Origin of the sequence: Heliobacterium chlorum (genome assembly GCF_014502795.1) — a bacterium.
Lineage (GTDB): Bacteria > Bacillota > Desulfitobacteriia > Heliobacteriales > Heliobacteriaceae > Heliobacterium > Heliobacterium chlorum.
Window position 1 is genome coordinate 72,249 of the sequence record NZ_JACVHF010000005.1, and the last position, 20,350, is coordinate 92,598.

A 20,350-nucleotide genomic window follows, 5' to 3' on the forward strand; every position below is an offset into this window, starting at 1 on the left:
TACAATGGGTTTAATTCAAGAGGAATTTACCCCGAGAAATTCATACGAAACGGCATTAGAAGAGGTATTGAAGGTTATTGAAGTTCCTAGAGAATACAAACTTAAAGAGGTTCGGTGCGGTACGCAAAATGAGTCAGCTGTTTGGATTTTTCGTTATGTAAAGTCGGATGGAAACCATTTATTAGGTGGAGAGCATTATTCATTTACCGTAGAACAAAAGACGCTAAAGCTTTTAGGATTAACTTGGATGGATCAACGGTTTGTTTCTGATCAAAGACTACCCTCTCAAGAAAGGACAAAAGACGTAGCAAAGTTGTTTTTAGAGTCGGTTCAACCCGGGTTATTTGAACGCTTGGACAATCACTGGATTCGTCCCCACGATGAACAAATCGGTATAAACGGTAGAAAACTAGTTATCACGGGTATGAAATTTAAGTGTTATATGGCAGAGGACGACACATGGGCATGGGTAATCGTTGGTCCTGACGAGAATATAATTACCTTTGAGCAAGGAATTAAATGGGAAAACGGCAGAATCACCGAGAAGTGGCTCCATGATAGCTGGGTTTTAGAATTAGGTATATCCGAAAGTATAACGGTCTTATGAAAAGTAACTCTTTGGATCAGACCTTTGAGCAGTTGTTCCTAAGGTCCAGGACTTCTCATCCTGGACCTTTACTCTATACTCTTTAAACCACTGTAGGCGTCACGTTAGGGGCCGATTCAAAACTGAGGCAACTGGCTAACTTTTCAATGTGTCCGTGCCCATCCTCCTCGAAAAAACCGATATCCCCAACGCCACCCGCTTCTGAACGATGCGCTCTAAAAGCAGTTGAGTCGCTTTGACCGAATCGGGTTCGTAAATCAGTTTACCGCCAAATACGTTTTCCGCCGTTACGCCTTCATCGCTGCTGCTACCGCAAAGTGAGCTACCGAATGAGTCTGAGGAAAAGATAAGTAGAGATATAATGTCTTTGTACGGTCTGTAAATCAAGGTTTAGGTCATAGAAGTCTCACTTCTATCTATAGATTTTCTGTTTCTTCGCAATTTGTTACGTTTTATTATTTGTAAGTTGCTATATGTCCGAAGTGCCATAATAACCAATAGTAAAACTACAAACCATTTAACATATAAATATTTACCATCATCATTAATATCCATAGTGGTTAAAGGTGTTGTGGGAGGTACAGTTTCTTCCGATGATAAGAGAGGAATAGTGCTTAGGAGATTGTTTCCGCTCCAGACCTCAACATTGGAAACTTCTTCATTTTCTTTTACTTGATCGTTTTTATTTGTTACGGGTTTAACTTGAAGATTGACAGTTGGCAGTTGTCCATCAACCGTTTTCGTTAAATAAATTGGTTTTGCTAGATTTAAGTTAACTGATTTAGAACCTACCATTATTGAACCAACGGATGCTCCTGATGGTTTGTATACTATATTGCTTGTTTGAGTAAAACCGTACTCAAAAAGATGGGACATGTCATTCCATATAGTTCCCACCGGTGATTTTAATAACACTCCTACTAGACTGCGTCCATTCACTGTCGATGTAGCAACAAAACAATTTAATGCTTGAGAGGTAAAGCCTACTTTCATGCCGTCAACATGCGGGTCACGCCATAACAGCTTATTCTCATTAATCATTTGAGTTGGTTGACCCTGTACGGTACGAGTGATCAAATGTTCTTTTGTTTTTATATATTGATCAAATATTGGATTCTGATAGGCGACACGGGCGATCAACGCTAAGTCGTGTGCAGTTGTTGTATGCTGCGGGTCAGTTAAACCAGTAGGATTCACAAAATGAGTCTGTGTTGCACCTATTTGTTGAGCCCTAGCGTTCATCATGTCAACAAAATTAGGTACACTCCCACCTATATATTCCGCAATAGCAACAGCAGCATCGTTTGCAGAATCTAGGAGCGTAGCATATAATAAATCATTCAGAGTTAACGTCTCGCCTGGCGTCAAATTTATGACTGTTCCGTATACTAATTTACTATCAGTAACCGTATTTGTAATGGTTACCTTATCATTTAAATTTCCATATTCGATAGCTAAAAGAGCGGTCATAATCTTGGTTGTACTTGCTGGCTCTAGTTTTTCGTTAGCGTTTCTACTGTATATTTCTTGTCCAGATTGAATATCAAGAAGATAACCAGATTCTCCTCGAATTTCAGGTAATGCTGTGCTTGCCGCATTTACCGGCGTAGGAATAAGTATAGTTAAAACCATAAGCATGGAACCAAGCAAACGTATTGATCTTAATCGTCTCTTATGTTTCCATTTAAACAAATACATTATATTCATTTCAAACCTTTCTAGAATGGCTCCTTTTCAAATTGTACTCGACAATATTCGACATATATTTTAATATATTTTTCTTGATTTGGATATGGAAAAACCAGCTTCCTCTGGCGATCATTGAAGGCATTTTGAGGTATCGCATTCGTACGATTTGGTCTTTTACGGACTGCCTAAAGTGAAAAAGAACCGTATCATCGGAGCAATATTCCCAGGCTAGGAATATTGCTCCGATTTTTTTGTTGTGTAGTGAAGCTCATTTATGTTCCTAGGGATTTCTTTACATACTTTAAAACTAACGCCAATAAAATGAAAAAGGTAAGCGGAAAGACAATTTTTAATGAGTAGGTTCTAAAAGGATGATGTCGAGTGGCGCAGCCACCATGAAATAGAAAGGTGGGATGAGATAACGATGAAGCGATGTTCCAATGGACATTATTACGATCCACAAATGCACAGCACGTGCCCATACTGCGGGATAGCGAATTTTGATCCATCGGTAACCCGTCCTCTTTCATCGGGGACTTTTCCCTTAATGGAAGTCCCTCCCACACAAGCAAAACGTCCAGACTATGGCGTGCCTTCTTTACCCCAGGCGTCACCCCCGGTTTGGCCCCAACTTCAAACTCCTCAACAAGAACAAATCCCACCCACAAGGGGGATCACTCAAGTCAAAGGGTGTGACCCCGTGGTGGGGTGGTTGGTCTGTGTGGAAGGAGCGGAACTAGGGAAAGATTACCGTCTTCATAGTGAGAAAAATTTCATCGGACGCTCGGAAAAGATGGATGTTGTCATCAGGGATGACGAAACGATTTCCCGAGAAAATCATGCAATCGTAAGCTATGACCCTAAGAAGAATAGTTTTCGCTTGCATCCAGGTGATGGAAGGGGGTTGGTGTATATCAATGGCGAAGAAGTCACCATCCCTATACCGATTGAAGCTTATGACATGATTGAGATTGGTGAAACGACGTTACAGTTTGTTCCCTTCTGTGGTGATCGATTTCAATGGAAAAAAGATAAGGCATGATCAGGATGAGTTCTCCAGGTTGCCTGAAGGCAATGTTAGTCAGTGGTAATGGTAATCGTATGAGGGGGAACATCTATGTGGGAAGAGCTTTGCATGGGTTGCATGGGACAGAAAGGGGAAGCAGCGGTTTGTCCCTCTTGTAGTTATGAGGAAGGAGCGGCCGTGATTCTACCCCATCAACTCCCGTCACGAACCTTTCTCAAAAACCGCTACGTTATCGGGCGTGTTTTGGGCCATGGTGGATTCGGCATCACTTATCTAGCCTGGGATACTACGCTAAACACTCGCGTGGCGATCAAAGAATACTTTCCGCGCGAACTCACGACTCGATCCTACGGGAACTTAACGGTCTTTATCTACACAGGTAACGCACGTAACCAATACCTTTACGGGTTAGATAAGTTTCTGGAGGAGGCCCGAGCCTTAGCACGGTTTGCCCATCATCCAGGAATCGTGGCTATCCAAGATTTTTACCAGGAAAATGAAACCGCCTACATGGTCATGCAGTACATGGAAGGCATGACACTGAAGGAATACTTGGATTCCGTTGGCCGCATCCCCTATGATACAGCCCTTAGTATCTTAATGCCGGTGATGGACGCGATAAGAGAAGTGCACGCTGCGGGGATGCTTCACCGGGATATCAGCCCAGACAATATCTACATAACAAAAATGAAACAAGTTAAAATTCTTGATTTTGGCGCCGCTCGTTACGCCCTTGGTGATTTTACGCAGAACATCTCGATTCTGTTGAAACCCGGGTTCTCTCCGGAGGAACAATACCGCAGCCGAGGACACCAAGGGCCATGGACCGATATTTATTCCCTTACAGCGACTCTATACATGGCCATAACGGGGATTATTCCACCGGCAGCGATCGATCGACTGCATGCCGATCTTCTTCAGGCTCCCTCGCAGCTAGGGGTAACCATTCAGCGGGAATTCGAATGGGCGCTGCTGAAAGGGTTGTCTGTTAAAGCAGAAAATCGCTATCAAAGTGTTAAAGAGTTTCAGATGGCTTTAGCCGGTTCGAACTTGGTGTTAGACGACCGGATTATCACTTGTGCACATTGCGGTGCCCAAAATCGAGTCTCATCCAACACATCTATTGAGAATATGGCCTGCAGTCAATGTTACCAACCGTTTAGATCGGTCGCTCCAGGGGGTACCACAAACCATTACGCTGTTCCTCAAGCTGCGTTCATGCCTAGCGGTGCACCCGGCAGCGTACCCGTCGCCATGCCGAATATCACCCCGAGTAGTATGCCGGGCTTCAACCTGGGTAGTCCATCCAGCGCTTCACCAAGGAACATATCGGCTGGAATACCTGGAGCTATCCCGTATGCCGTACCCGAATCCGCTCCGAGTCCCATTTCTGGCAATGCTCCAGGAGTAAGTTCGGTCAATGGAATAAATCCGTCAATGGTTGCATCAGATTCGGGTGGAACAACGATTATACAGTTCAACTCAAACAACAAAACGTTGATGAAAATAGCTGCAGGCGCAGTCGCTGCTATTTTAATAGTGGTTGGTTTGGCGATTTATGTTAAAGAACCATCTAAAAAAGAACCCCCCGGTAATACAAATATCACAACGTCCTCGAGTACGACAACAAAACACACAGATCCCCCCCAAACCCCGTCCTTCGAGCCACAAACCGCCGACCTAACCTTTAAAATCGGCGAAAAAGTTTTTTATAAAAACTATAAAAAATATACAACCGATGTAGCCCCCTATATTCGAAATGGCATAATCTACGTCACTGTTCGAGTTTTGGCTGAAACCTCCGGAGTTCAAGTGGATTGGGATCCGGATACTCAGACTGCTTCCTTTCTTCGGGATAATACTCGGTACTTGGTTAGGCCGGGCGTTCCTAAGCTCATGGGCGATAACGGCATCGCAATACCGATGGAAGGAGCACCGGAGCTCAAGGATGGCCGAATCATGATCCCGATAAACTGGATTGCCAAAGTGGCCCAAGGCAAAATGGAATATGATGAGACAACCCAAAACGTCACAATTACGCGAGAGCCGAACAAAAAACAGTAGGGAAATGGAGGTCTAGCGATGCTAAGGATCAAAAATAATTTAGTCGCCATCCTCCTTGGATTCGTATTTTCTCTAATTATCGTTACTGTTCCCTCTGTCGAGACCGCACAAGCCGAACCCGACGCGAATCAGATGCGGCAAAGCGTCGTACACGTCCGAACCTATTTCGCGAATGACCGTGTCGGGTACGGCTCTGGTTTTATCGTCGATCGAGAGGGACAATATGTGGTAACCAATAGGCATGCCGTAACGGATGAGGATGGTGTAAGGGGCTACGATTTTTACATCTACGTAAAGGATCAGGATGAACCGATTCAGGCACATATCCTAAGCCTGTCGCCTGAAAAAGATTTAGCCATCCTTGAGTTAACCAAAAAATCCGGAAAAGCTCCAGTCAGATTCGCCAGCAGTGATAACGTCAAGGATGGCCAGGCTGTTTATGCTGTTGGCTATCCTTTCCCGGCCTATATCGAAAAGATGACAAACATTGCCCAAATCAAGCATCCGCCGGAATCAAAGATTACCCGTGGTGTGATCAGCGGGAGAAACAAGGATGATAAAGGAACTAATCATTATCAGACAGATGCCGCCGTAAACTTTGGAAACTCAGGAGGTCCCCTTTTTAATGAAGCGGGGGCAGTAGTTGGCGTGATCCGAGCAAAACCTAACGTCAAAAAGATCGAATCCGAAGGGATTGCCTGGGCAATTCAAAGCGATGAAGTCATGCAGTATTTGGACCGGAATAATATCAAATATGACAACGAAGATACAGCAGTTAAACCCCTGAACCAGCCGGATCAATCATCAACTTCTACTAAGGGTGAGAATAATGCAAATTCGCAGGTAAACGGGACTGGAAATGCGAATACACCAGTTTCTACTCCACAATCTCAAGACAAAACATTGCTGATTGTCATCGGTGTGATCTCGGTGATTGTTCTCATCAGTGTAGTCGCCATCATGATGGTACAGTCAAAAAAGAAAGCGGCGGTACCCTCGTCGGCTGCGAATCCAGAAGTTAATCATGGAACAGATCGCACCATGCCAAATGGAAAGAGCATAGGGCTCGGGCCGCAAGGTTTAGAGAGAAAAGGAGCACAAGAAAACCCTGTAACTCAACCCGTTGCGACTAATCCAGAGAATTCACGGTCGACTAAGCCCATCCTTCGCGGACTGGTGGGCACATTTATCGGTCGAACCTTTGAGATGGATAAGGAACCCCTTACATTAGGTAGGGACTCCCGGGTTTGTCAAGTGATCTTCCCGCCAGATCAGACCAATATTGGACGGGTTCACTGCAGTATCCGCTATGAAGAGCCCAGTCGGACGTTCATTCTGGAAGATTGTTCGTCAACCAATGGAACCTACCTTTTCAATGGAAATCGAACCAGCCCCAATCAGCCTGTCCGGCTCAAATCGGGAGATCGGTTTTATCTCGCCGATCGAGAGAATATTTTTGAGGTATTGCTGGAAAAAGGATAATCCCATCTGGGGCGTTGAGAGGCTCGTGTTTTTTCAACACGAGCCTTTTCACTAGACGGATCAGCATCCGAAGCGGAAGGAGAACCCATGAGAATCATTCCGGGGAATTTCCAGCATATTGGCAGAAGGGAAGAACAGCAAGATGCCTTTGGTTTTTCCGATATCGATGATTTGACGTCTGTCCTCAACGGCGGCGTAATGGCTATTGTTGCCGACGGAATGGGTGGATTGTCCTGTGGTCGTCAAGCCAGTCAATTGGCGGTTCGAACCATGCTCTACGAATATTACCATGAATCTTGTCGCACATCGGTGCCGGAAGCTCTTTGGAAGAGTGTACATAAAGCCAACACTGCCATACTTCAACTGGCGATGGAGTCTAATTTGGCAGGGCAGACGGGTACAACACTTGCCGCTGCTGTGATTTATCGGGATATGCTCTTTTGGGTAACAGTGGGAGATAGCAGGGTTTACCTCTACCGGCAAGGAAAGCTAACACGCTTAAATGCCGATCATAACTATCGCTTGGATTTATTAAAAAAAAGCGCCCAAGGAGACTTCGGTCGAAAGGAAGCCGAGGCGCATGCCGAAGGAGCTCACTTGACAAGTTACCTCGGCTTGACTGATCTAGAAAGAATCGATCGGAATATTCGGCCGTACACCTTGTTTGCAGGAGATCGAATTCTGCTCTGCAGCGATGGGTTCTACGCCAATTTATCGGAACAAGAAATCGCAGAAGCGTTGGCGGGTGACCCTCAGAAGGCCTGCTATGTTTTGGCCGATCGTGTTCTGGCTTTAAATCGACCAGACCAAGACAATTTAACCGTTGCGATTTTAGCGTTAGAGAAAAATGAGCCATTCCGAGTGACAGAACGGCAGTTGCCGCAAACCCAGCGAATCAACACTATTGTTAGATTCCGCTGGGGCGCTGTCGCTTTGCTTTTCTTTATCGTTTCGGCGTGGATGATTATCCAAATGGCGAATTCATGAATTCAAACGGAATAGCTGCATCAACGAAGGGCAAGTGTTAATCCGAAAAAAGGGTCCTGTCGGGCCTGTGTAGGTGTAAGGTGGGAGGAAAAGGGTTTATGAGGCTTACGACTGCTGTGATTAGCCGGATAGGTGGAAGAGAGTCAAATCAGGATCGGTGTGATTACTTTTATAATGGGCAAAAGGGTTGTTGGGTCGTCGCCGATGGGTTGGGCGGTCACCGTGGGGGTGAAAGGGCGGCTCAGGTTGCCGTCAATACTGTATTGGAATACTATAAAAAAGACGGAACAGCTACGGCGGAAGACTTAGAAAAATGCTTTCAAACCGCCCAAAAACAAGTGACGATTGAACAGGACGAGCATAGTGAGTATTATCGGATGAAGTCAACGGCCGTAATTCTTCTGTTTGCGGAAAACATAGAATCGGGGACTATGCCAAGTACACCAAGAAATGAAGAATCGACAGAAGAAGAAAATTCAGAAGAAAGTTCAAAGGAAATTTCAAGGGAAAGCTCAAAGGAAGGTTCAAAAGAACTCTCAAAAGAAATCACTAGTGAAATCGTCTGCGGTCATATCGGAGATTCACGACTCTACTATTTTCGTGACGGAAAAATTGTCTTTATCACGAAGGACCACAGCGTGTCTCAGGCTATGGCGGATGCCGGCTATATTTCACATGAAGAGATACGTTTTCATGAAGATCGGAACCGGGTATTGCGATCACTGGGACAGAAGGAGTCAATACGACCGGATATCGTCAGAATTCCCGGTCCTTATCGACCGGGTGATGCCTTTCTCCTCTGCACGGATGGTTTTTGGGAACATGTCTGGGAGAGAGAAATGGAGATAGACCTGTCTAAGGCAGAAACACCGGACGCGTGGTTGGAATTAATGGAGATTCGAATCATGGAGCGTGCTCCTGAGGATCACGACAACTATTCGGCTATCTCTGTTTTTTTCTGTGAGTTTTAACGCAAGAAGGCCAGGACAATCATCCTGGCCTTCACTGTTTACTTGATTATATCCCCAACGCCACCCGCTTCTGATCGATGCGCTCTAAAAGCAGTTGAGCCGCTTTGACCGGATCGGGTTCGTAAATCAGTTTACCGCCAAATACTTTTTCCGCCGTTACGCCTTCGTCGCAGCCACTTCCGCAAAGCATATCCGTCACGATGGAGGATCCGGAAACTTGCGGGCTGACCCCGACATGGACATTAGGATGTTGAAAACGATGAAGAGGAATAATCAAAAAGAATCTGACTGGTTGACTGAAAAATACTACAAGCATATAATATAGTTGTCAGAACAACTGGTGGTGATAATATCGATGGACTTCAAATTAGAGGATTCATTAGGGTTTATTCTCAATAAGACGAACACAAAACTTAAAAATAAATTGCTTCAACGCTTCAGCGAATATAATGTTACGCCTGAACAATGGTCTGTCCTTAGCTGTTTATGGGCGCAAGAAGGAATTACCCCTAAAGAGTTGGCAGACATGATCTTCAAAGATAAGCCCAATACGAATCGCATTCTTGAAAAGTTAGAAATCAAAGAATTGATTGTTCGAAAACCACATCCGGTGGATAAAAGAGCCTACCAAATCTTTTTGACGAATCACGGACGGGCCTTGCGGGATGAGTTAGTCCCTAAAGCTATGCAATTAATCGAGGAAGCTACCATGGGAATAGAAAAACAGAAGGTCGCAGAAACGATAAAACTATTAAATCAAATATATGATAATCTCGACTAGCTATTTTTTTATCGTTTTAGTTGTTATGACAACCAAAATGATAAATTGATTTAAGCAGCATAAATACGCAGAAGGGGTGTAGTATGAACAGTAAGATTGCTGATTCCATAAAGCTTAAAAATCAGCCGGTAGCCGTATCGTTCAAAGGTCAAACCAGAGAAGGGCATTTAATTTCAAGAAGGAAAATGGGGTTTCTAGCACAATCTGAGGAACAGGGGTCAAAGTGTTTTATTGGACTCACGGACCCATCGGCAAGAAAAGTTATCGACAAAGATATCCTTTCATTCAGTATCCCCTATAAGCGCTTTTTAGAGTTAGAAGCTCAGGTGGAAGAAAGTTTTTTAACCAAAGAAACGTGGCTCCATATTGTGTCACGAATTGAGTAGCATTGTTTCGAACATCTAGTCAGGGGAGCGAAAGGAGCATACTGAAATGAAAGCACTGGGACCAAGGGGCGTTTCCTGGTTAAAAAGTTTTCATATCTTTGTGTCCGGGGTTTGGGTGGGAGCAGGAATCTGTATGATAATGATTAGTTATTTCGGCAGACCCGCGAATGGTGACGAACTTTATGCGACTAATGCTGCCGCTAAGTTGATCGATGATTTCGTTGTTATCCCGGCGGCGATATCCAGCTTATTAACGGGACTTGTTTACTCGGTGTTTACCAAATGGGGTTTCTTCAAACATAGGTGGGTTACCGTTAAATGGGTGGTCACAGTCTTTTCTATTCTCTTCGGCACTTTTTTTCTAGGCCCTTGGCTAAATGACGCCACGTCCATCGCCGCTTCAGAACGGTGGATGGCCTTAAATAATCCGATCTATGTTCATAGCATAACAATGAATCGGTACTTCGGGACAATGCAGGTCGCCAGTCTAATATTTCTTGTTTTCATATCTGTAATTAAACCGTGGAGGAAAAACAGTACGACAGTACCCGAATGACAAGGTGGGTCGAAGGGAGGTCATAAATCAAACTTTAGGTCTCATAACTGACAATCTCACTTCGAGGTTCATAATAGTACACTTAACAAGCCTTACAGGATAAAACTAAGATAGGGACGTACGAAAAAAATACAAAGAGGGCCGTCCAAAGAACATTGATCTTTGGACGGCCCTCTTTAATTTTTGTGTGATTTTCCCGAGCGAATCGTTTTTGTGTCTCCAAAGTATTAAAAATCACTTGACTTGGAGTTAACTCCAGGCTTTATACTAACGATACAAAATTTTCAAGGAGGAAGATCATGCAAAAGAAAGGAAAGAATTATTGAAAACTTTTTTGATTTTGAATTAAGCCAGGAGGATATGGAAAGAATGCAGCCTTTGGGTAGTCGGGATTATGAATTAATTGTTCTGTAGTACGTACGATCGTATCCTTTGGAAGCAGACCCGCCTGAAGATGTCCGAACGTTGGATGACCGAATATCGGGAGGTAAAAACCGATGACCATTACAGAAGTCAGTGAGAAATTGGGTATTCCACAGGATACACTCCGCTATTATGAACGCATCGGATTGATTCCCCGTGTGAACCGCAATAAAAACGGAATCCGGGATTATACCGAAGAAGATTGTAAGTGGGTCGAATTTATCAAATGTATGCGCAGTGCCGGTCTTCCGATTGAAATATTGATTGAGTATGTTGCGTTATTCCAACAGGGCGACGAAACGATTGAAGCAAGAAAAGAACTTTTTATCGAACAGCGTAAACAACTCATCACGAGAATCGAAGATATGAAGAAAACGCTGGAGCGCCTAGATTATAAAATTGCAGTATATGAACAGGCAATCGTCAAAAAAGAAAAAGAATTGAGAAGGCCGGAACATTAGCTATGAGCGCTCAAAAACAATTAAGGAAATGGAGAGTTACAATGAAGTACAGAAAATTAGGGAAAACAGACGTAGAAGTTTCGGCAGTGGGTCTAGGCTGCATGGGAATGAGTGCAGCTTACGGGCAGGCAGATGATAACGAAAGCATTAACACTTTACAATATGCACTGGAGCTTGGAATAAACTTTTGGGATACTGCGGATATCTATGGAAATGGTGCGAATGAAGAACTGATTTCGAAGGTACTGGTTCCTAACCGCAACAAGGTTTTTATTGCAACAAAATTCGGGTTCCGTGTAAGAGGCGCCAAAGGAGATGCCTTTGTGGGCGGAGATACCTATATTGACGGTTCCCCGAAGTGGATGAAGCAGGCCGTGGAGAACAGTCTTAGACGGTTGAAGGTGGACACCATTGACCTTTACTATGCTCACCGTGTAGACCCGCATGTTCCGGTAGAAGAGACCGTCGGTGCCATGGCCGACTTGGTCAAAGAGGGCAAAGTCCGTTACTTGGGATTAAGTGAGTGTACGCCGGAAGATTTGAAAAAGGCGCACGCTGTCCATCCGATTACTGCGGTACAAAGTGAATACTCGCTGTTAACTCGCGACGTGGAAAAAGAGATTCTTCCATTAACGAAGGAGTTAGAGATAACCTTCGTTCCCTTTGCTCCGTTAAGTCGTGGATTGATAACAAACAAACTCAATGTAAGCACCCTTGAATCCAATGATTTCCGCAGAAACCTTCCACGCTATAATGGAGAGTATTTGGAAAATAATCAGAATCTAGCAGCTGAATTTGCCGAATTTGCGGCGGGGAAGAACTGCACCCCGGTGCAGCTTGCCATCGCCTGGGTAATGGTACAGAGCGATAACATCATTCCTATCCCCGGAACAAAACGGAAAAAATATCTGGAAGAAAACGCAGGAGCGGTAGATGTTACACTTACGGCTTCAGATTTAGAACAGATAGAAAATGTAATTATAAAATATCCGAATATAGGGCCACGCTACAGTGCGCGGGAGAACAAATTTGTAAAAAAATAAAATCATACGTTGTGGTCATTGAACGTTTCGATAGTTAACCAAGTCGCCAAGAGCACTTGGTTTGCTACTTTTATAAAAAGTGTAGTCCAAAATCGGATTTTCGGAGAATTATATGAAAGATTGGTTAAGAAAAATGCTGTTCATCTCATTCCTAGGTCTTATCGTATTATCGCTAGGTATCGGTCTTTATTTGCAACATCCTAAGTTTGGCCGATTGCCTGACGGCTCGAACCTTGAAAGAATTAAAAGTTCTCCCCATTACTTGGATAACCGATTTCAAAATTTAATCCCCACTCCTCAATTTACCGGAGAAAAGAGTTCTGCTTCCTCGTTATGGGAGTTTCTCTTTACCAAAAAGGAACGGCTGCGACCGACCGATCCGATTCCAGCGATCAAAACAGATCTGATGGCTTTGGACAAAGGGAAAGATACCGTGATTTGGCTGGGTCACTCTTCGTACTACATGCAACTTGGCGGAAAAGGGATTCTCATTGATCCCGTATTTAGTTCCTACGCAGCACCTGTCTCTTTTGCGAATAAGGCATTTGAAGGAACGAATCCATACACAGCAGATGACATCCCAGAAATCGATTATTTGCTGATTTCTCACGATCATTGGGATCACTTAGATTATCCCACAGTGACTGCGCTGAAAGCCAAAGTTAAAAATGTGATCTGCCCTTTAGGTGTCGGTTCCTATTTTGAACAATGGGGATTTGAAAAACAGCGCATCCATGAGGGGGACTGGTTTAGCTCATTAGAGTTAGAAAAAGACTTTACCGTCCACGTACTGCCTGCTCGCCATTTTTCTGGACGCCTGCTCACCAGAGATAAGACGTTATGGGCTGGATTTGCACTGGTCACCCCGCAACGGCGGATATTCTACAGTGGTGACAGCGGATATGGTCCCCACTTCAAGCAAATCGGAGAAATGTTCAACGGTTTTGACCTCGCGATCATGGAAAATGGCCAGTATGACAAGAGCTGGGCAAATATACACATGATGCCGGAAGAAGTGGCAACGGCCGCTGAAGAATTGAAAACCAAGGCCTTATTACCTGGCCATTCTGGAAAGTTTGCGATCTCCAACCATCCTTGGGATGATCCATTGAAACGGATTACGTTTGCCAGTCAAAATATAAACTACCGGCTTCTTACGCCAATGATCGGAGAACCGATAGAGCTGGAAAATGAGCAACAACGCTTTACCCAGTGGTGGGAAAGGGTTAACTGAGTCACTGCAAAAAAGCGAAAAGTCGGAAAGACGTCTTTCCCCTCGATTGTGAACGGGCTTATGAATTAGGTGCAAGAATCACAGGTAGACAATGATTGCCTAAAAAAGAAAAATGGCGTGTCAAACTTTTACTAGTTTGCACGCCATTTTATTTTCAAATCAATAGCTTACTTTTTCATCATTTGATAGGGTAATGTATTTTCCGAATCCATTGCTATCGCGTCATCGAGTAATTGGTTGGCTCTTTCCACCTGCCCGTGATTGAAAAGCATTTGGGCCGCAGACGAGAATGTGCTATACAGGCTCTCCCGCTTTTGTTTTTTTGCATCAACCGCTATGAAGATGTATTTTGTCCCCTCGTCATAGTGGCCTACCTCGTAATACTGTGCAGCGATATTGAAGGCGTAAGTATCCCCTTGTTCGGGGTAGTATTCCATTGCTTGTTTTAACTGTTCAATTGACTCCAATGCGGCGGGATCTCCGGTCGATGACGACCCATTTGACACAGACGGCTCAGTCTTCGGATCGGGTGTATGATTTACGGAAGAATCCCTGTAAATATTCACTGTACTGGTATTCCCATCCCACTCGACGGAGCAACCCAGGCTTTCGGCAACAAATCGGGCAGGTACCATCGTTCTTCCCTCAATAATGGTTGCGGGAACATCCAAGTGAAGAGTTCGGTGATTGACGACAGCTTCATGACTACCGACCGGTAAGGAAATCGAGGTGCTTCCTTTGGTAGCTTTGACCGTACTGGTGGCCTGTTCCCATACCAACTTTGCGCCGAGAGATTCAAAGATCTCTCGCAGCGGAACCATCGTGCGTCCTTCAATGACAGTGGGTTGAACGTCGAAAAAGATCGGTTTTCCATCAATATTTACAAAAATACCTTCATCTGCAAAGGTGGGAGTAACTGTTGACGAAACAATGAGTGTAGTGATTACTGGAATTAGCCACTGTTTGTATTGCTTTTTTCGTTCCATCGAAATACCTCCATTGATGCTAGTTCCTTTATTGAAAAATTAGTGCAGCTGGTACGGTGATCGCTCTAATGAGAATTATAACATGGCAAAGCCATTAATGGATATTTTTATCCTAAGTGAATGGGTAGGCAGAGAAACATCCGCAGATAAACATAAAATAGGGAGGAAGTTCATAGGAAAAGGGATGGAACAATTCCAAGCATATTTACCAAATACTAGAGGCTTAGCAAAATTGCTAAGCCTCTTTTCGTAAAGCTCGACTATTCTCGTTCTCTTGTTATTGAGCGAGTTTTGCGGGTAAGCTCTTTTATTGGGGAAAGTAAAGTTATGGTTCAGACAATTCATGGCATATAAAATAGTTGCAACACACAACTACTTCTGTTATGGTTTGAATATGAGGTAAGCCTATTGGATGAGGAAGAAATTTGATTTCATGAGCAGGAGTGTTTGCATTGGAAGATGGCGTTAGTGCCAAGGAATTACGCGAAATCATCCGACAGCTTGAACGCAAGTTAGGTATTTTAGAAAAAAACGAAATGGGTTGCTGCGGGGTTTCTTTTGCACAGTGTCATGCGATTGTAGAAATCGGAAGAGGAAAAAAAGTATCTCTAAATCTGTTAGCCGATAGCCTCGGTTTAGATAGCAGTACGATGAGTAGGACTGTAAACAATCTTGTGAATAATGGATTAGTCCAAAGAGAGCTTGATCCGGAGGATCGAAGATACGTTACGATTCAACTAACGGAATCGGGAAAAAAGGTTTTCCAACACATAGAAGAAACCATGAACAATTACTTTCTAGGGGTTTGGGAGCGCATACCAACCGATAAAAGAGCGCAAATTCTTGAAAGTTTTCAAATCTTATTAACAGCGTTTCAATAACTGTTTCGGGTGACTCAGATTTTGTTGGTTAGGAGGTAACGTTGTGATGAGCAAAGAGTATTTTGATCGTGTTGCCGACAAATGGGATGATATGAGACAGGAATTTTTTTCGGATAAGATTCGTGAAAAAGCCTACTGTATAGCCAATCTAGTAAAAGGCACACTGGCGGCGGACATTGGGGCAGGAACTGGCTATGTTACGGAAGGTCTCACAGAAAAGGGTGTAAAAGTCATCGCCGTAGATCAGTCCGAGGAAATGTTACGACAGTTGAAATCTCGTTTTGGGGAAAAAGTCGATTGCCGTGTGGGAGATGCTTCTGCACTACCTATTGAAAATAACGTAGTCGATTATGTTTTTGCCAATATGTTTCTTCACCACGTGGATAGCCCGAGTGAGTCAATTACAGAAATGGTACGTATTCTGAAGCCGGGTGGAAAATTGATTATTACTGATTTAGACGAACATAACTTTGAATTTCTTCGAACTGAACAATTTGATCGGTGGCTAGGTTTTCGGCGAGAAGACATAAAAGTATGGTTGTGTCATGCTGGATTACACAACGTGAGCGTTGATTGTATAGGCGATAACTGTTGTTCGACGTCTGAATCCGGGACATCCCAAGCGAAGATAAGCATTTTTGTAGCCCATGGTGATAAATAAATAGGGGAACGCGTGAAGTCGGAGGAGGAACAAGGATGAGCACCGATATTCGTGAAATCGTTAGAGAAAAGTACGCAAAGGCAATCACTTCAAAGACGGGATGTTGTAGCTCTTTTGTTGGTTGTTGTTCTGGAGATCCCCTGAGCGAGGCCACCAAAGCGATTACGAAGGACATTTATGACGCAGATTCTCTCGAAGGAATTCCCGTCGATTTGGTTTCAATGTCGTTCGGTTGCGGAAATCCAACATTACTGGCTCAACTTAACGAGGGCGAAGTGGTACTTGATCTTGGGAGCGGTGCAGGTTTAGATGTGTTATTATCCGCGAAAAGAGTAGGTGAACGCGGTAAAGCCTTCGGGTTGGATATGACCGATGAAATGCTTCAGACTGCGCGTACCAACCAAAAACGTTCCGGCATTACCAATGTGGAATTTCTAAAGGGGCATATTGAAGAAATCCCACTTCCGGATAATTCCGTAGACGTGGTCATTTCCAACTGTGTAATAAATCTCTCCGGTGATAAAGACCGTGTATTCTCCGAAATACATCGAGTGTTAAAACCCGGTGGCCGGCTGGCGGTATCCGATATCGTCCTAAAAAAACAACTGCCTGATAAAGTTCAGCAAAGCATAATGGCGTGGGCAGGATGTATCTCTGGAGCATTACTCGAAAACGAATACAAAGATAAACTGATCCAAGCAGGGTTAGTCAATGTTGAGATTGAAATCATTCGAGTCTATAACGTGTGGGATTATGGTTTGGATAATTATCTACGTGATATGAGTGAGGCGGAAATTAATGAGCTAAATGATACAGTCATGAGTGCCTTTGTGCGCGCCTATAAGGTGTAACGATCTCCGTTAGAGGCTTTCTTGATTTTGTATCTGAAAACTATGTAACTGAGCTATCAACATGCCTACCGCCATGAGTACCATTCCTATGATCTCATGTGGACCAAGAATTTCCCCAAGGATGAGATATCCTCCCAACGTTGCAAACACAGTTTCCATACTCATGATAATCGCCGCATGAGTGGGTTCGGCATGTTTTTGCCCGATGATTTGGAGTGTATAAGCGATACCGACTGAGCAAAGTCCACCGTACAAGATAGGTACTGCCGCCTGAAACAGGAGGGCAGGTACGATTTCCTCTGTCGTTAGAGCTACGACCATGCTGAGAGCGGAACATGTTATGAACTGCCAAAAGGCTAGCACTAGATTATCCATTTTTGCAGCGTATCGGTCGATAAGTAAAATATGAAACGTCCAAAAAGCAGCACCGATCAGTTCCAGAAAGTCGCCGTAGGAAACGGTAAAGTCACTTTTAACACATAAAAAATACAGTCCAACTGCCGATAGAACGGAGCCTGCCCAAGTATTCATCGTAATCCGGTGACCGATAAACAGCCCTGTCAGTGGAACCAGTACTATGTAGAGGCAAGTAATAAAAGCAGCTTTCCCAGCAGTTGTATACAAAAGTCCGATTTGTTGTAGTGAAGCAGCGATAAATAGGACTGTTCCCGCCAATATGCCGATCTTCCACGCCTTTGGGGAATTTTCCTCAGGCGTTATTTTTTTTGTGGAAGAATCTCGGCGGAAATACCAGATCAACGGTAAAAGCGAAGCTGCGCCCAAGGCAAATCGTACACCGTTAAAGGTATAGGGGCCAACAAAATCCATACCTACCCGCTGAGCGACAAAGGCAAAGCCCCAGATGAATGCAGTCATTAATAGCAGTAAATTAGCTTTAAATTTCATCGATAACTCCTACATAATGTAATCGTGAACCTAGGTGCTCTTAAAAACCTAGCCGGACGACGAATCCAGCCAGATTTCTAGCTTTGCCTAAAAGTTAAGCATAAGATTGTTTCCATTTTCATGATAGCACTATGGGCGTTACGATACAACAAGCGCCGTACCGGTGACTATCGAATACAAGCTGATGATAACCGTGCCTTGAGTTTTATTCCATTCCCTCTTCCTCATACTCTACAATGTGATCAATGGTCTCATCTTTTCGTGGAGGTTGAAAACGTTTATTCATGGAACGAATCACAGCTACGGGTACTTTCCGATCGCGAGAAGCGTTTCGGGCTAGAGCCGTTTCTAGTGAGGTTTTTACCCAGTGGAGCGTAATAGTGGCCCCGTGTTTATGGGCTAACTGGATAAAGGGTTTACGGTTTCTTCGTGTCATATTGGTGGCGTCGAAAATGACAGCATTTCCTTGGGCGAGCATGTAGTCGATCATCAGATGGGCCATCTCAAAAACCAGTTTATCATGGCGTATGATGGCCTCGTCGTGCCAGAGAAACTTTCGGATGCTATCGGTGGATACCACATATCCCTTGAGCCGGTTAACCAAAGTCGATTTTCCACTGCCCGGCAGACCGCAGAGCATATGAAATTCCATTGGTACACTCCTTTACACGTGGCTGTGAGTATATAGGAGGCGGAATGCAAAAAGTCACCTAAAATGAGAAGCCGTCTGAAAATAGCGGTTTTTCTTTCCCCCCTTTTGCATGATTTTTTAATTATTGTGTCGAAAGTGTATATACTTGCCCTTGGCAAGATATCAGACAGGGGGCTTCGCAATGGATTTCAGAGTTTTGACGCAGCGACAATATGAGACAGCCGTACAGATGATACGTCATGAAGTCTTTTATTATGTGGCCAAGATGACAATGGATGGCACATTAGAAAAAAATAAGCAGTTCATCCCGACGTTGATCAACCAGGAAAAAAGGCCCCGCTACCGTTGTTGTGTCTATAAGGAAAGAGCCGTCTCGGCGGAGCGTGTCCGCTTGGCTTGCGGTGAAGAGCCGGAAGGAGGAGTCGCTCACGATCCCTCCGCTGGGGATGATCCAAGAATTCGCGTGATCTCCATCGCCTGTGATGAATGTCCAGTCAACCGGTTTTCGGTCACTCCTGCTTGCCGGGGCTGCATCACCAAACGGTGTATTGATGCCTGCCCGGTCAATGCGATCGCACAAATCGATCGGCGAGCAGTCATCATTCAAGAGAAGTGTATCGAATGCGGTCGCTGTCACCGGGTCTGCCCCTACGGTGCCATCACCGATATGCAGCGTCCTTGCATCAAAGCATGTCCTGTAGATGCCATTCGCTATGATGAAGACAAAATCGCTCGCATCGATCCGCAAAAATGTATCGCCTGCGGGCATTGCACCATCAGTTGTCCCTTTGGCGCGATCTCTGATACCTCTAGTATTGTCGATGCGGTAAAAATGTTGCAGCAGGAGAAGGGGAACGTCCATGCGGTATTAGCGCCGTCTGTGGCCAGTCAGTTTCCCGATATCACCATCGGTCAAGTAAACAGCGCACTGAAAAAGCTCGGCTTTACAGCGGTTCATGAGGCGGCCTTGGGCGCGGACATGATTCTAGAGGCGGAAGCTCGGGAACTGGCGGAGAAGCTAGAAGCAGGCTCGTTCCTGACGAACTCCTGCTGTCCCGCTTTTGTAGCGATCATCGAGAAACACTTTCCCCAACTGAAGGATAATGTCTCTACGTCCGTATCACCCATGGTGGCTGTTGGACGGTATGTAAAACAAAAATATCCCGGCGCTCAGACGATCTTCATCGGTCCTTGCATGGCCAAGAAAGTGGAGATTGGGCTGCCTAAGTGTCAAGGTGATATCGATCTGGCGATCACATTTGAAGAACTGCTGGGTATGTTCGATGCGGCGGGGATCGATCTGGCCGGTTGTGACGATGAGCCTTTGGAGCAGGCCTCTATTTTTGGTCGCCGCTTTGCCCGCTGCGGCGGTGTCGCTGAAGCGATAGGACAGGCGCTCAAGGAAGCTGGGGTGACTGTGGAACTCAAGCCTCATCGTTGCGACGGGGCGGAAGAGATCATCAAAGCACTTCGCATGGCGAAAGTGGGTCGCCCACCAGGCAATTTCATCGAAGGCATGGCTTGCGTCGGCGGCTGTCTCGGTGGGCCTGCTGCCTTAAACCATTCGCGCCGGACCAAGCAAATGCTCGAAGCATACAGCCAGGAGGCAAAGGCCCAAACCATTGGCGAGGCCCTTTCTTCCTTAGACTTAGGACAGATCTCGCTACATAAGCACGAATAGAAAAATAAAAAGAGCCTGTCC

General features: G+C 44.7%; 20 protein-coding genes and 1 pseudogene. 16 read left to right on the top strand and 5 right to left on the bottom strand.

The window, feature by feature from the left end:
- Window positions 1–4: 4 nt before the first annotated feature.
- A complete protein-coding gene (locus H1S01_RS07320) occupies window positions 5–607 on the top strand; it encodes a hypothetical protein (protein WP_188039435.1) in 603 nt (200 codons plus the stop codon).
- Between the two features lie 390 nt (window positions 608–997).
- On the opposite strand, the gene H1S01_RS07325 is transcribed toward H1S01_RS07320, so the two are convergent.
- Window positions 998–2,314 (bottom strand): D-alanyl-D-alanine carboxypeptidase family protein, encoded by a 1,317-nt coding sequence (locus H1S01_RS07325; protein ID WP_188039436.1) that lies wholly within the window; start codon window positions 2,312–2,314, stop codon window positions 998–1,000.
- A gap of 703 nt (window positions 2,315–3,017) precedes the next feature.
- Here H1S01_RS07325 and H1S01_RS22260 point away from each other — a divergent pair.
- The 5 genes from H1S01_RS22260 to H1S01_RS07350 all read left to right on the top strand — a co-directional run bounded on the left by H1S01_RS22260 (window position 3,018) and on the right by H1S01_RS07350 (window position 8,827).
- Window positions 3,018–3,338, top strand: coding sequence for an FHA domain-containing protein (locus tag H1S01_RS22260; RefSeq protein ID WP_207732236.1), 321 nt, complete (start codon window positions 3,018–3,020; stop codon window positions 3,336–3,338).
- Between the two features lie 75 nt (window positions 3,339–3,413).
- Entirely contained in the window at window positions 3,414–5,387 is a 1,974-nt protein-coding gene (locus tag H1S01_RS07335; RefSeq protein WP_188039437.1) for a stalk domain-containing protein, read from the top strand.
- 18 nt (window positions 5,388–5,405) lie between these two features.
- Window positions 5,406–6,869, top strand: coding sequence for a trypsin-like peptidase domain-containing protein (locus tag H1S01_RS07340; RefSeq protein WP_188039438.1), 1,464 nt, complete (start codon window positions 5,406–5,408; stop codon window positions 6,867–6,869).
- 87 nt (window positions 6,870–6,956) lie between these two features.
- A complete protein-coding gene (locus tag H1S01_RS07345; RefSeq protein WP_188039439.1) occupies window positions 6,957–7,856 on the top strand; it encodes a PP2C family protein-serine/threonine phosphatase in 900 nt (299 codons plus the stop codon).
- 98 nt (window positions 7,857–7,954) lie between these two features.
- Window positions 7,955–8,827 carry a PP2C family protein-serine/threonine phosphatase gene (locus H1S01_RS07350; protein ID WP_188039440.1) on the top strand — a complete coding sequence of 291 codons (873 nt, stop codon included), beginning with the start codon at window positions 7,955–7,957 and terminating at the stop codon, window positions 8,825–8,827.
- 46 nt (window positions 8,828–8,873) lie between these two features.
- Here H1S01_RS07350 and H1S01_RS07355 read toward each other — a convergent pair whose 3' ends face one another.
- A complete protein-coding gene (locus H1S01_RS07355) occupies window positions 8,874–9,026 on the bottom strand; it encodes a hypothetical protein (RefSeq protein ID WP_188039441.1) in 153 nt (50 codons plus the stop codon).
- 156 nt (window positions 9,027–9,182) lie between these two features.
- Between H1S01_RS07355 and H1S01_RS07360 the strand changes: the two genes are divergently transcribed.
- From H1S01_RS07360 to H1S01_RS07385, 6 genes and pseudogenes are all read left to right on the top strand, one after another.
- Window positions 9,183–9,608 (top strand): MarR family winged helix-turn-helix transcriptional regulator, encoded by a 426-nt coding sequence (locus tag H1S01_RS07360; RefSeq protein WP_188039442.1) that lies wholly within the window; start codon window positions 9,183–9,185, stop codon window positions 9,606–9,608.
- Window positions 9,609–9,829: 221 nt separating this feature from the next.
- A pseudogene (locus H1S01_RS22505) lies at window positions 9,830–9,994 on the top strand (DUF169 domain-containing protein); the annotation flags it as partial.
- Between the two features lie 46 nt (window positions 9,995–10,040).
- Window positions 10,041–10,550, top strand: coding sequence for a hypothetical protein (locus tag H1S01_RS07370; protein WP_188039443.1), 510 nt, complete (start codon window positions 10,041–10,043; stop codon window positions 10,548–10,550).
- A gap of 497 nt (window positions 10,551–11,047) precedes the next feature.
- The gene (locus H1S01_RS07375; RefSeq protein ID WP_188039444.1) at window positions 11,048–11,434 is read left to right on the top strand and encodes a MerR family transcriptional regulator; all 387 of its coding nucleotides are present in this window, start codon (window positions 11,048–11,050) and stop codon (window positions 11,432–11,434) included.
- A 41-nt stretch (window positions 11,435–11,475) separates the two neighbouring features.
- A complete protein-coding gene (locus H1S01_RS07380) occupies window positions 11,476–12,477 on the top strand; it encodes an aldo/keto reductase (RefSeq protein WP_188039445.1) in 1,002 nt (333 codons plus the stop codon).
- Between the two features lie 112 nt (window positions 12,478–12,589).
- Entirely contained in the window at window positions 12,590–13,711 is a 1,122-nt protein-coding gene (locus tag H1S01_RS07385) for an MBL fold metallo-hydrolase (RefSeq protein ID WP_188039446.1), read from the top strand.
- 167 nt (window positions 13,712–13,878) lie between these two features.
- Here H1S01_RS07385 and H1S01_RS07390 read toward each other — a convergent pair whose 3' ends face one another.
- Entirely contained in the window at window positions 13,879–14,697 is an 819-nt protein-coding gene (locus H1S01_RS07390; RefSeq protein ID WP_188039447.1) for a stalk domain-containing protein, read from the bottom strand.
- 452 nt (window positions 14,698–15,149) lie between these two features.
- Here H1S01_RS07390 and H1S01_RS07395 point away from each other — a divergent pair, with 452 nt between their 5' ends.
- From H1S01_RS07395 to H1S01_RS07405, 3 genes are read left to right on the top strand one after another with little or no spacing between them, the layout of a single operon-like run.
- Complete coding sequence (locus H1S01_RS07395; protein ID WP_243237131.1) at window positions 15,150–15,578, top strand: MarR family winged helix-turn-helix transcriptional regulator; 429 nt, start codon at window positions 15,150–15,152, stop codon at window positions 15,576–15,578.
- 46 nt (window positions 15,579–15,624) lie between these two features.
- Window positions 15,625–16,239, top strand: a complete 615-nt coding sequence (locus H1S01_RS07400) for a class I SAM-dependent methyltransferase (RefSeq protein ID WP_207732237.1) — start codon at window positions 15,625–15,627, stop codon at window positions 16,237–16,239.
- Between the two features lie 35 nt (window positions 16,240–16,274).
- A complete protein-coding gene (locus tag H1S01_RS07405) occupies window positions 16,275–17,090 on the top strand; it encodes an arsenite methyltransferase (RefSeq protein ID WP_188039449.1) in 816 nt (271 codons plus the stop codon).
- 9 nt (window positions 17,091–17,099) lie between these two features.
- Here the strand turns inward: H1S01_RS07405 and H1S01_RS07410 are convergent, their stop codons facing one another.
- The gene (locus H1S01_RS07410) at window positions 17,100–17,996 is read right to left on the bottom strand and encodes a DMT family transporter (protein WP_188039450.1); all 897 of its coding nucleotides are present in this window, start codon (window positions 17,994–17,996) and stop codon (window positions 17,100–17,102) included.
- 205 nt (window positions 17,997–18,201) lie between these two features.
- Window positions 18,202–18,648: an ATP-binding protein gene (locus H1S01_RS07415; protein ID WP_188039451.1), complete on the bottom strand. Its 447-nt coding sequence runs from the start codon at window positions 18,646–18,648 to the stop codon at window positions 18,202–18,204.
- Between the two features lie 181 nt (window positions 18,649–18,829).
- Between H1S01_RS07415 and H1S01_RS07420 the strand changes: the two genes are divergently transcribed.
- Window positions 18,830–20,329: a 4Fe-4S dicluster domain-containing protein gene (locus H1S01_RS07420; protein ID WP_188039452.1), complete on the top strand. Its 1,500-nt coding sequence runs from the start codon at window positions 18,830–18,832 to the stop codon at window positions 20,327–20,329.
- Window positions 20,330–20,350: the final 21 nt, after the last annotated feature.